Source organism: Pseudodesulfovibrio tunisiensis (assembly GCF_022809775.1).
GTDB lineage: Bacteria > Desulfobacterota > Desulfovibrionia > Desulfovibrionales > Desulfovibrionaceae > Pseudodesulfovibrio > Pseudodesulfovibrio tunisiensis.
Map to the genome: position 1 here is coordinate 1308709 of NZ_CP094380.1, position 12924 is coordinate 1321632.

At 59.8% G+C, this 12924-nt stretch carries 9 protein-coding genes; 1 reads left to right on the plus strand and 8 read right to left on the minus strand.

The features are described 5' to 3' along the window. The first annotated feature begins 4 nt into the window (after window positions 1–4). Window positions 5–1678 carry a peptidase U32 family protein gene (locus tag MPN23_RS06615; RefSeq protein WP_341540103.1) on the plus strand — a complete coding sequence of 558 codons (1674 nt, stop codon included), beginning with the start codon at window positions 5–7 and terminating at the stop codon, window positions 1676–1678. 359 nt (window positions 1679–2037) lie between these two features. On the opposite strand, the gene MPN23_RS06620 is transcribed toward MPN23_RS06615, so the two are convergent. From MPN23_RS06620 to MPN23_RS06655, 8 genes are all read right to left on the minus strand, one after another. Further along, window positions 2038–2382 carry a phenylpyruvate tautomerase MIF-related protein gene (locus MPN23_RS06620; RefSeq protein ID WP_243546909.1) on the minus strand — a complete coding sequence of 115 codons (345 nt, stop codon included), beginning with the start codon at window positions 2380–2382 and terminating at the stop codon, window positions 2038–2040. A 31-nt stretch (window positions 2383–2413) separates the two neighbouring features. After that, on the minus strand, window positions 2414–3196 hold the full coding sequence (locus MPN23_RS06625) for a PhzF family phenazine biosynthesis protein (RefSeq protein ID WP_243546910.1): 783 nt from the start codon (window positions 3194–3196) through the stop codon (window positions 2414–2416). Between the two features lie 8 nt (window positions 3197–3204). Then, complete coding sequence (locus MPN23_RS06630; protein WP_243546911.1) at window positions 3205–5544, minus strand: penicillin-binding protein 1A; 2340 nt, start codon at window positions 5542–5544, stop codon at window positions 3205–3207. Between the two features lie 11 nt (window positions 5545–5555). Further along, window positions 5556–6119, minus strand: coding sequence for a YkgJ family cysteine cluster protein (locus tag MPN23_RS06635; protein ID WP_243546912.1), 564 nt, complete (start codon window positions 6117–6119; stop codon window positions 5556–5558). Between the two features lie 17 nt (window positions 6120–6136). Then, window positions 6137–7153, minus strand: coding sequence for a KpsF/GutQ family sugar-phosphate isomerase (locus tag MPN23_RS06640; protein WP_243546913.1), 1017 nt, complete (start codon window positions 7151–7153; stop codon window positions 6137–6139). Window positions 7154–7166: 13 nt separating this feature from the next. Next, the gene (purF, locus tag MPN23_RS06645; protein WP_243546914.1) at window positions 7167–8588 is read right to left on the minus strand and encodes an amidophosphoribosyltransferase; all 1422 of its coding nucleotides are present in this window, start codon (window positions 8586–8588) and stop codon (window positions 7167–7169) included. Between the two features lie 22 nt (window positions 8589–8610). After that, window positions 8611–11847 carry a carbamoyl-phosphate synthase large subunit gene (carB, locus tag MPN23_RS06650; RefSeq protein ID WP_243546915.1) on the minus strand — a complete coding sequence of 1079 codons (3237 nt, stop codon included), beginning with the start codon at window positions 11845–11847 and terminating at the stop codon, window positions 8611–8613. Between the two features lie 177 nt (window positions 11848–12024). Next, window positions 12025–12855, minus strand: a complete 831-nt coding sequence (locus tag MPN23_RS06655; protein WP_243546916.1) for a substrate-binding periplasmic protein — start codon at window positions 12853–12855, stop codon at window positions 12025–12027. Window positions 12856–12924 lie beyond the last annotated feature (69 nt).

Genomic DNA, 12924 nt, shown 5'->3' on the forward strand with positions numbered 1-12924 from the left:
GGCCATGATCGAACTCGCCAGACAGGCAGGCTACAAGGGCGAGCTGCACCTTTCCACCCTGTCCAACGTCACCCATCCCGCCGCATTGGAAATCGCGAAGAAAATGGGCGCGAGCCGGATCGTGGTACCCCGCGAGCTCAATCTCGACGAAGTCAAAATGATGTCCGAAGCCTGCCCCAAGGGACTGGATCTGGAAATATTCGTGCACGGCGCGCTGTGCAACTGCATTTCCGGCCGTTGCTACTGGAGCAGCTTTCTGGGTGGCAAATCCGGCCTGCGCGGACGTTGCGTCCAGCCCTGCCGCCGTCTCTACCGTCAGGGCAAGGCCGATCCCCAGCGCCTGTTTTCCTGCATGGACCTGTCGCTGGACGTGCTCACCAAGCCGCTCCTGTCTCTGCCCGGAGTCAACGCATGGAAAGTGGAAGGCCGCAAGAAAGGCCCCCACTACGTCTATTACACCATTTCCGCGTACCGCATGCTCCGGGACAACCCCAATGATGCCCAGGCCAAGAAGACTGCGCAGGAACTTCTTGATATGGCTCTCGGACGCCCGTCCTCGCATTCCCTGTTCCTGCCGCAGCGTCCGTTCATGCCCATCCAGCCCGGCGGGGAAACCAGCTCTGGCCGACTCATCGGCCAGATCAAGCGCGACGGCCAGAAGCTCTATTTCGAAACGCGCGAGGCCCTGTTTCCCGGCGATCTCGTGCGCGTCGGCTACGAGGACCAGCCCGGGCACCGCACCTTGAGCGTACGCCGCCGCATCCCCAAGCGCGGCCGTTTCGATCTGCCTGTTCGGAAGCAGGAAAAATCCGGGTATCTGCCCTCGCGCACCAAGGTATTTCTCGTGGACCGACGCGAACCCGAGCTGACCAAGGCCATTCGCGATCTGGAAGCCCGCCTTGCGGCAAACGAGGCTCCGGCCAGCCCGGAATCCTCGTTCGAGCCGACCAGACCCAAGCCGTTCAAGCCCTTTCGGACCAAGTCCCATGATGTCAACCTGTTCCGGGAATCGCCCACAGGCCGCATTTTCGGCAGGCAGGCCCTCTGGCTGGACCACAAGACGCTTCAGAGCGTGCCGCGCGCATCCAAGGGACGCACCCAGTGGTGGCTGCCGCCCGTGATCTGGCCGGATGAGGAAAAACACATCCGATCCCTGATCCGGGACGCCGTGCGCAACGGAGCCAATGAATTCGTGTGCAACGCGCCCTGGCAGGTCGCCTTTTTCACGGACCGCAAGAACATGACGCTCATTGCCGGACCGTACTGCAACGCCTCAAACCACTATGCGCTGGATCAGCTCCGCAAGCTCGGTTTTTCCTCGGCCTATGCAGCCCCGGAACTCCCGGCCGAAGACGCACTGGCTCTGGCGCACGGCTCTCCCCTGCCGCTGGGATTCGTGCTCAAGGGACTCTGGCCCTTCGGCATTTCCCGCTTCCTTGCCGAGGAAGTACGGCTGGAAGACCCGATCCGCTCGCCCATGAACGAGGTCTGCTGGGTCAAGAAGATCGGCCAGAACAACTGGATTTTCCCGGGCTGGGAAGTGGACCTGTCCTCGGAGCGACGCGCTCTTGAAAAAGCAGGGTACAAATTCTTTCTCAGCATCAGGGAACGCTGGCCCAAGGGCTTCCCCAGAGCAACCCGCACCAGTCGGTTCAACTGGGACCTGAAACTGCTCTAGCGACTCGCTGAAGGGCCTCCGGCGGTCCCTTCGGGAGGACCAGGGCGCTGCCCTGGTCCCGCAAGGAGCGATGCCCCTTGACCCCATCTGTGGCTGAAAATGCAAAACGGCCTGAAGAACGCCCTGACGGGACATTCTTCAGGCCGTTTTGCATTTTCAGCCACGTTTTCCTGACAAGAACAAAGACGCTTTCCGGACAACTTCAAGACGAAAAAAACAGACTTGATAAGCCCACAGCCAACTACGCCGCCAAACGAAATTGGGGATGCACCTCCCCTTTCTGGCGGCGTAGGACCAAAAGGCTTTGAAGAGCCACGAGAAACTTTCACGAAAGTTTCTCGTGCCGCCGGAGGCATGTCCTAAAAGGTCCCGCCGTTCCAACCGAACAGATGGCGCTTGAGATTACCAAAGGCGATGTACGTACGTTTCTTGGAGATATCGAGTTCGGTTTCAAGAAATCCGCAGATTTTCCCGGCGAGTTCCGCCGTGCGTTCCTCGGGCAGACCGATGGAATCGAGTGTCACGAAGGCGGCGGGTTCGTCGGTGCCACCGAGAACAAGCATCTTGCCGGGTTCAAGCACGGCCATGACGTAGGATTCGGGCTTGCCCAGAATGTTTGCAGCCAGACCGGACAGTTTGCTTGCGAGTTCGGCCTGCGCGGTTTCCCTGATTGCGATATTGGTTTCCAGCTTGACGAACGGCACGGCAACCTCCTTGGGCGAACGGAATTTCGCGTTACAGAGTTATCTGACCTTGCATGTATGTCACGGCGCGGCCGGATATCTTGACCCGGTCGCCGAGGTATTCGCAAAGAAGCGTACCGCCCCGGGCCGAAGCCTGATAGGCGTGCAGACCGGCCTTGCCCAGTCGCGCGGCCCAGTACGGAACCAGCGAACAGTGGGCCGAACCGGTAACCGGATCTTCGGCAATGCCCGAGGAGGGGCAGAACGTGCGGGAGACAAAGTCGTGATCCTGCCCCGGAGCCGTGCAGATCAGGCACAAACAGTCGAGCTTGTTCATTTCGCGCATGTCCGGCACAAGACCGCGAATCACGTCCTCGGACTCGAATACGGCCATCATGTCGCGCTCTCCGGCGTACAGGGCGTCCGGTCGAACGCCAAGCGAGTGGGAGACCCGTTCCGTGACCTGAATTTCCCTGACCGGCCAGGCCGGAAAATCCATGGCCAGCATGTCGCCCTCCCGATCCACGAACAGTCTGCCGCTCCTGGTTTCGAACACCACGGCGGGATCAGTGTAGTTCAGGAATTCGTAGATCACGAAGGCCGAGGCAAGCGTTGCATGACCGCACAGATCGACTTCGAGCTCGGGCGTGAACCAGCGCAGTTCGAAATACTCTCCGCGCGGCACGAAAAACGCGGTCTCGGACAGATTGTTTTCCTGGGCGATCTTCTGCATGAGATCATCGCTGAGCCATTCATAGAGCGGCACCACCGCAGCCGGGTTTCCCGTGAAGAGTCCCTCGGCGAAAGCGTCGATCTGATAGATGTCCAGCCGCATGATCCCTCCTAGAAGGTTTGCTTGAACAGGTCGTCCACGGACCCGCCTCCCGAAGTCGAACCGGGCGCGGCTGCGCGCTCCGTGGGTTCGGTTCCTTCCTTGTATGGCAGAAAGAATTCGGTGCGGGACCCGGGTCCGGCAAGCTTGCCGGTATCCCCATCGACCTTGACCATAACAATTCCGGGCGGCTGGGTGAAGTCCTGATACGGATAATCTTCTTCCACCTCGCGACGATAATCCACCCAGATGGAACTGGCCGCGCGGGAACCGGTCTCGTACTTGCCCATGGGCTTGAGTTCGTCGAAGCCCACGTACACGCCGGACAGCAGATAGGGCGTAAAGCCCATGAACCATGCATCGCGTTCGTTGTTGGACGTGCCGGTCTTGCCTGCGATGGGACGATGCAGCACCCTGACGCGCCAGCCCGTGCCGCCCTGCACCACCTGCTTCATGAGCGAAACAATGATGTAGGCAGTCTGCGGGCTGATGGCATCCACGGTCTCGGGAACGGACGTGAAGACATCCTCGCCCCACGCGGATTTCACGGAAAGCACGGTACGCGGCTTGATGTAGGAACCGCCACGCGCAAATGCGGTATAGGCCTCGCACAGATTCATGAGGGAAACCACGCCGGACCCGAGGGCCACGGACAGGTCGTGCGGAAAATCCGCTTCCAGACCAAGCGCTCTGGCTCGTTCGATGATCTTGCTGATGCCCACCTTCTGCGCCACACGGATGGTCACGAGGTTGCGCGACTTGACCAACGCGGTACGCAGAAGCGTGGGGCCGTAGAACTTGCCCTCGAAATTCTCGGGACGCCACAGCTTGCCGGCCTCGTCATTGGCGAACACGATGGGCGCGTCCAGAACAATGGACGAAGGCGTGAATCCGTTGTCCAGAGCCGTGGAATACACGATGGGCTTGAATGCGGACCCGGGCTGGCGCAACGCCTGCGTGGCACGGTTGAACTGACTCTTCTCAAAGGAATAGCCGCCCACAAGAGCCAGCACCTCGCCGGTTTCCGGCGTGACCGAAACCAGCGCGCCCTGCACCAGAGGTTCACGTTCCAGAGCGAGTCCCCACACACCTTCGGATTCCTTGGGAATATCCGAAATGGAGGCCCAGACCACATCCCCCTTCTTCAGAATTTTGCGGGCATCCCTTGGCGCGGGCACTTCCTCCGGGGCCTTGCGGGCATCGGGTTCGCGGCACCAATGCATGGACTTGAGCGGCAGCAGGCCCTGAAATTTGCCGAAACGGGCATAGGCCTTGTCCTTGTCCACGCGGGCGACCCACGCCTTGACCCATGCGCCCTGCTCCAGCCCTTCGACATCCTGAGGCCCCTCGCTCAGTACGCGGGCCACATCACCGGCACTGACATTCTCGATGGGACCGATCCAGCCGCGACGCTTGGCGGATGCGACCAGACCGTCATGCATGGCCTTTTCCGCAGCGGCCTGATGCTTGAGATCGCACGCCGTGGTCACGGTCAGACCACCGTGGTACACGGCATCCTCACCAAACTTGTCGATGAGCCAGCGCCGCACTTCCTCAAGATAATAGGCACCGACCTTCCAGGACGGATCGGGCATGCTTTCCAGAACGATTTCCTCGGCCATGGCCTCGTCGTACTGCGCCTTGGTGATCCAGTTCAGATGCAGCATCTGGCCCAGCACGTAATGCTGGCGCAACTTGGCTGCATGCATGTTCCGATAGGGATTGAAACGGCTGGGAGCCTGAGGCAGGCCAGCCAGAATCGCGGATTGAGCCAGGGTAAGGTCCGAGGCGTGACGGCCGAAATAGTTCCGGGCCGCGGCTTCGATGCCGTAGGCATGGTTGCCGAGAAAAATCTGGTTCAGGTAGATGGTGAGGATTTCTTCCTTGGTCAGGTAGTTCTCCAGCCTGAATGCAAGGATGGCTTCCTTGAGCTTGCGCTTGTAGCTTTTTTCCGGAGTCAGCAGAAGCCGCTTGATGATCTGCTGCGTGATGGTTGACCCGCCCTGCTTGTTGCGCCCGGCCTTGAGGTTGGCCACGAACGCACGGGCAATGGCGGTCAGGTCCACGCCGTCATGCTGATAGAAACTCGCGTCCTCGGCTGCGAGAAACGCCTTGGGAACCCAGGGATTGATCTGGTCCAGCGTCACCAGAAACCGCTTTTCCTTGTAGAAATAGCCGAGAATCTGGTTGTCCTTGCCGTAAACGGTGGTCACCAGAGACGGATTGTAGTCCGTGATCTTCTTGAACCCGGGCAAATCCCGGGCAGCCCAGTTGTAAAGCCCCACGGCGCCGAGAATGCCCAGAACGAGACAGATGAGGAAGGAGATCAGCAGAATCTTGAAAACTTTCATGAAAATATCCGTCAAAAGGTTTTCGTTACCTTGCGCATGCCCTTTGCGGGCGGCAATCCCCAGACCAGCCTGAGCCGACCGTACAGGTCGCGCACTCTGGCCCGGGTCAATCCGAACAGATCAAGCATGGGACCGAGATTCCGGCCTTCCCGCCGTGCCAGACAGAACGGGGAATCAAAAAACGTCACGGTGTCGCCCACCACCCAGAAGGGGAAGATCCGGCAGAAATACGGGCGAACCTCCACGGGAATCTCGCACCCGGCCGGTCCGAGAAACCGACAGGCCCCCGTGGAATCGAGGGCAAGGCGGTAATGCTCGTCGTCATCGGGAAACAGCTCGGCGAGCACCCGGCCTTCTCCCGGGAAAAGATTGCACAGATTGTTGCGGAAAGCCGCGGAATTGGGCTCCGGCACAAAACCGCCCGTAAAGGGCACGGCTTCGCGAATGCGTTCCTTTTCGCGCGGGGAAATGGGAAAGCAGTGTTCCTCGTTGCCCGGGGAAATGCGACAACAGGTCGGCCCCTGCCCGGCGCAACGCGCGCAAACATCCGGATCGCCTGTCTGAATAACTTTCACGATGCTTTCCGGCCGGTCTACCCGGCCCCTCCGTTGGCATGGCCGTTGGACGAAAATCGCAACGAGCCCTTGCCCAGCAGATCATGAAGATGCACCAGCCCGACCAACACGTCATCCTCGCGGACAACGGGCATGACCGTGATCTCGTTCTGCTCCATGATGTCCAGTACCCGAGCCGCGCGGTCGCCGGTACGGGCCCGCTTGGGCGATGCCGTCATGAACCCTTCGACCCTGTCCTCGGGATCGAACGGCCCCCGGCAGACCAGCCTGCGCACGTCGCCGTCGGAGAACACGCCGTGCAGCCGTCTCTGATCATCGATCAGAGCCACCAGCCCGAGACCGCCCCTGTTGAGCACATCCAGCGCCTGAGCCAGGGAACTGTCCGCCGGAACGACCGGAATGTTCTCGGTATGCATGATCTCGTCGATGCACCGGGACAACCGCTGGCCCAGCGAACCGCCGGGATGAAATTTTCTGAAATCCTCCTTGCCGAAGGACTTCCACTCCATCAGACACACGGCCAGCGCATCGCCCACCGCAAGATGTGCCGTGGTGGACGCGGTGGGGGCCAGCCCCATGGGGCAGGCCTCGCGCGGGACCCTGACCTCGATGGTGATGTCCGACAACTCGGACATGGCGGAACGGGCATTGCCGGTTATGGCGATGACCGTGGCGCCCAGAGCCCGAAGCGTGGGAATGATGGCGTTGACTTCGTCCGTGCCCCCGGAATTGGACAGGGCCAGAACAACGTCCTCCCTGCGGATCATGCCCATGTCGCCGTGCGCACCTTCCACGGGATGCAGAAAGAACGACGGCGTTCCCGTGCTGGAAAGGGTTGCCGCGATCTTGCGGCCCACCAGCCCGGACTTGCCCACGCCGGTGATGACCACCCTGCCCTTGCAATTGGCCAGCACTTCCAGCGCACGGACAAAATGCCGGTCCAGCTTTTCGGAAACGGCGCGAAGCCCCTGGATTTCAATATCCAGGACTTCACGCGCCAGTTTCAGCCAATCCCTGTTCGAATCACAGGTCATGAATTGCCTCCGGTCAGCAATATTCCTTGATGATGCCGGGAGCGTATTCCGTCTCCAGGCAATCCTTGCCTCTGACCGGGGCCGGGGCAATGGGATAGTTTCCATCAAAACAGGCCAGACACCATGCATCCTTTTCCGACACGGAATTCACCAGTCCGGGAATGGTCAGGTAATGCAGGGAATCCAGTCCCAGAAAACGGGCAATGTCGTCGACCGGATGATTTGCCGCAATGAGTTCGCCCTTGGAAGAGAAATCAATGCCGTAGAAACACGGGAACTTGATGGGCGGACAGCTTACGCGCATGTGGATTTCCCGCGCGCCAAGCTCGCGAAGCTTCTTGACCCGGGTCCGAATCGTTGTGCCGCGGACAATGGAATCCTCCACGATCACGATGCGCTTGCCCTGAATCATGCTCTTCACGGGATTGAGCTTCACGCGCACGCTGAAGTCGCGCATGTCCTGCGAGGGCTGGATGAATGTCCGGCCCACGTAATGGTTCCGAATCATGGCCAGTTCCAGAGGCAGGCCCGAGGCCTGCGAATAGCCGACCGCAGCATAGTTGCCGGAATCCGGAAACGGCATCACGAAATCGGCATCCACCGGGGCCTCGTGCGCCAGAGCCGCACCAAACGCCTTGCGCCGCTCGTACACCACGTCGCCGAACACATAGGAATCCGGACGCGCGAAGTAGATGAGCTCGAAGATGCATTGACGCTTGGGCTGCTTGGGAATGTCCATGGTGTAGGACTTGAGCTGGCCGTCCTGAATGACGAGCATTTCGCCCGGAGTCAGGGGACGCAGATATTCCGCCTCGATCAGATCGAAGGCACAGGTTTCCGAAGCCAGCACGTACTTGTTGTCGAGCCGACCGAGAGCCAGAGGACGGAAGCCGTTGGGGTCCTTGACCGCAATGAGCTTGTCGTTCGCCATGATCAGCATGCAGTAGGCGCCCTTGATGCGCTGGCAAGCCTTGAGAATGGCGTCTTCGATGGTGTTGCCGTTGAGGTTCTTGACGATGAGGTGCGCGAACACCTCGGTGTCCATGGTGGTCTGGAAGATGGACCCTTCGGCCTCGAGTTCCTGACGCAGCTCGAAGGTATTCACCAGATTGCCGTTGTGAGCCACGGCAAGACGCAGGTCTCCGTGACGCACGATGAACGGCTGGGCATTGCGGATGAGGGATGCGCCGGTAGTGGAATACCGAATGTGCCCCATGCCGATGTTCCCTTTGAGTTCGGTACCGAGATGGCGTTCGTTGAACACATCCGGGACCAGTCCCATGCCCTTCTGTTCGCGAATCTTGGTGCCATCCCAGGTCACGATCCCTGCGGACTCCTGCCCTCTGTGCTGGAGGGCATACAGTCCGAAATAGGTCATCCTGGCGGCCTCCTTGTGGCCGTAGATACCAAACAATCCGCAGTACTCTTTTTTCATTGCGTGGCTCTCGTTTACGCTGCTAGTTGCCGTAATAGGCCTGCAGGTCCTGGACCCGCAGCCCGTCCTGCTTCATTTCGAGAATGGCCTGGACCATTGCCTTGGCCCCGGCCACGGTGGTGGTGTAGGGAATGCCGTACAACAGCGTGGACTGACGAATCAGTCTGGCATCGCTCACGGTCTTCCTGCCGGAAGGCGTGTTGATCACCAGATCGATCTCGCCGTTCTTGATATGGTCGACCACATGGGGACGCTGTCCCTCATGCACCTTGAAGACCTTGACCACGTTGATGCCCTTTTCCTTGAAATAATCCGCCGTGCCACCCGTGGACATGATCCTGAAGCCCATGGCTTCAAGGTCTCTGGCCGCGAGCACCACCTTGTTCTTGTCCCAGTCGTTCACGGAGATGAACACCGTACCGCCCATGGGCAACTTCTGTCCGGCGCCGAGCTGCGCCTTCATGAAGGCCAGACCGAAACTCCTGTCAATGCCCATGACTTCGCCCGTGGAACGCATTTCGGGTCCGAGCAGCACGTCCACGTTCGGGAAGCGGCTGAACGGAAATACGGATTCCTTGACCGCAATGTGTCCGGTCTTGCGCATGGACGCGGGCTTCAGGTCCCGCAGCTTTTCCCCGAGCATGACCCGGGTGGCCAGCTTGGCAAGCGGTACGCCCGTAGCCTTGCTCACGTAGGGCACGGTGCGCGAGGCGCGCGGATTGACCTCGATGATGTACACATCGCCGTCCTTGATGGCGTACTGCACGTTCATCAGGCCCACCACGCCGAGTTCCCGAGCCATGGCAATGGTCTGGCGCTCGATCTCGCGAATGAGTTCCGGGCTCAGTGTGTGCGGAGGCAGCACCGAAGCCGAGTCGCCGGAATGAATCCCGGCCTCCTCGATGTGTTCCATGATGCCGCCGATGTAGACGTCCTCGCCGTCGGCAAGGGCATCGACATCCACTTCGATGGCATATTCCAGAAACTTGTCGATGAGCGTGGGATGTTCCGGGGACACGCGCGCGGATTCGCGAAAATAGGTCTCGAACTCGTCCATGGTGTAGACGATGTCCATGCCACGGCCGCCCAGCACGTAGGAGGGACGCAGCACCAGAGGGAAATCCAGCTTCTCCGCGATTTCCTTGGCCTCGACCATGCTCATGGCCGTGCCGTTCGGCGGCTGGCGCAGGTGCAGCTTGTTCAGGAACTGCTTGAACCGCTCGCGATCCTCGGCACGGTCGATGGCGTCCGGGGAGGTGCCGATCATGGGCACGCCCGCGTTCATCAGCCGGATGGCCAGATTGAGCGGAGTCTGTCCGCCGAACTGGACGATCACGCCATCGGGCTTCTCGAACTCGATGATGTTCATCACGTCCTCGAAGGTCAACGGCTCGAAATAGAGCTTGTCGGACGTGTCGTAGTCCGTGGAGACGGTCTCGGGGTTGGAGTTGACCATGATGGACTGCACGCCCATTTCCTTGAGAGTGAACGAGGAATGGCAGCAGCAGTAATCGAACTCGATGCCCTGACCGATACGGTTGGGACCGCCGCCCAGAATCATGACCTTTTTGCACTCGTCCCGGGATGCTTCCACTCCGGTCTCGTAGGTGGAATAGTAATATGGAGTATAGGCCTCGAACTCGGCTGCGCAGGTGTCCACCAGATAGAAGGTGGGCTCCACGCCCAGCTCCTTGCGCAGAGCGCGAATCGCGTCCTCGCTGGTCCGCCACATGGCGGCAAGCTGGGGATCGGAATACCCGAACTGCTTGGCCTTGAGCAGGGTTTCCTTCATGGCCGGATTCTCGGCGGACACCCCTTCCTTGAAGCCGAACTCGATCAGTTCGTGCTCAAGGTCCACGATATCCTTGATCTGGCGCAGGAACCACGGGTCGATGCTGGTGGCCTCGTGCACCTCTTCCAGATTCATGCCGCACCGAAGCGCGTTGCGCAGGGCGAAAAGCCGCTGGGAATTGGGACGGCGCAGCAGACGCAGCACTTCTTCCCTGTCCTGGTCGCATGTCTCGAAATGCTTGCCCAGACCGGGATGCCCGGTTTCCAGAGAGCGCAATCCCTTTTGCAGGGCTTCCTTGAAGGTCCGGCCGATGGCCATGGTCTCGCCCACGGACTTCATGGCCGTGGTCAGATAGTCTTCGGTGCCCGGAAACTTTTCAAAGGTAAAACGCGGAATCTTGACCACGCAGTAATCGATGGCCGGTTCGAAGGAGGCCATGGTCTCGCGGGTGATGTCATTGGGAATTTCGTCCAGCGTATAGCCCACGGCGAGCTTGGCCGCGATCTTGGCAATGGGAAATCCCGTGGCCTTGGAGGCCAGAGCCGAGGAACGGGACACGCGCGGATTCATCTCGATGACGATCATCTCGCCGTTTTCGGGATTGATGGCGAACTGCACGTTGCTGCCGCCGGTTTCCACGCCGATCTCCCGCATGATGGCCAGCGAGGCGTTGCGCATCTTCTGGTATTCGTCGTCGGTCAGGGTCTGGGCCGGGGCAACCGTGATGGAGTCACCGGTATGCACGCCCATGGGGTCGAGATTCTCGATGGAACAGATGATGACGCAATTGTCCTTTCGATCGCGCATCACCTCGAGCTCGTACTCCTTCCACCCCAGAATGGAGCGTTCGAGCATGATCTCGTGCTTCATGGACAGAGCCAGACCATTGGCGCAGATGTCCTCGAGATCTTCCATGTTGTAGGCAACGCCACCGCCCGCGCCGCCCAGAGTGTACGCGGGCCGGACAATGATGGGGAACGGAATTTTCCTGCCCCACTCGCGCACCTCGTCCATGTTCCTGGCAATGCCGGACTGAGGCACGGACAGGCCGATGTTTTCCATGGCCTGACGAAATTCCTCGCGGCTCTCGGCCTTGTTGATGACCGGGATGTCCGCGCCGATGAGCTCCACGCCGCATTTTTCCAGCACACCCATTTCGGCCACGGCCAGAGCCGTGTTCAGGCCCGTCTGGCCGCCAAGGGTGGGAAGCAGCGCATCCGGACGCTCTTTCTCGATGATTCGCGCGACGGCTTCCGGCTCGATGGGTTCAATATAGGTTCGGTCCGCCAATTCGGGATCGGTCATGATCGAGGCGGGATTGGAATTCACCAGAATGACCTCGTATCCCTCTTCCTTGAGGGCCTTGAGGGCCTGGGTGCCGGAGTAGTCGAACTCGCAGGCCTGGCCGATAACAATCGGACCGGACCCGATGAGCATGATCTTCTTCAGGTCTTCGCGTTTGGGCATGTAATGGATTGGGTTGAAGTTACGGCATTTTTTCTGGGCGGGAAAAACGGATCGCTCTTCCGCCCGGCCAGGTAACGCCGCCACCCGCCAGGCAAGCAGACTTCATAACGGGTTATGGCAGGAAAGGCAACGGCTATGATTGACGGTTCAATACCGGGAACAGACAGAAACAGGCCATCATTCCGTATGCGCTCTGACGATTTCATCCAGTTCGCCGGAAGCCCGCATTCCTGCCAGTTCCCGGTTGAATTTCGCCACGAAATCCGTGCAGTCCACATGGCCGGAAAAGGCAAGATGCGCGTATTGCCCGGAAACCACGTACGCTTCCTTGATCAGGGCATCGGCATTGGCGATCGTCCCTTCCGCCTCCATGCGTTTCAGGGTCGCAAGAATGGCCAGCCGATCATTTATGTAGCAATCCAGACGGCCATTCACGAGTTTGCGCAGGTTGGTTTCCGTGCCCCGCACCTCCTCCAGATCGATGATGCGATCCCGCACTGCGTGCCAGAAATCGTCCCCGCCGATCACGAATCCGAGGTTGTTTCCGAAGCGCAATCCCTTGTAGTCCTCGGGAAACTTCGGTCTTTCCCGGGACAGAACCGACCAGTGGCAGATAACCACCACTTCCTCGCGCAGTATGGGGTCGGAATACGTTCCGAGATACGGACGCATCCGGGGTTTGTAGTACGGGGGAAACACGCCGAAAGCCTCACCACGTCGCGCCATGTCCATGGCCCGTTTGTACGGCATCAGCCGCATGGTCACATCATACCCCGCCATCCGTTCGAAGATGCGCCGGAGAATGTCCACGTAAATGCCCTTGGGCTCGCCATGCTCCACATAGGAATAAGGCGGGTATGCATCATCGCCGACAATGAGCACCTTTTTCGCTTTGCTCCCGGCCATGGCGCCCGAGCAGGAAAGAAGCACAAGCAGCGTGAAGCCGAAAAGCACGGCACAAAGAGGCATCACTCCATGCCGGAAGAACCGGCCTTTCCAGTCGTTCATGCTTCACCATACCACGGATGGGCAAGGGCGCAACCCGGATATTTTCTCCACAGGACCACAACTCTCCCC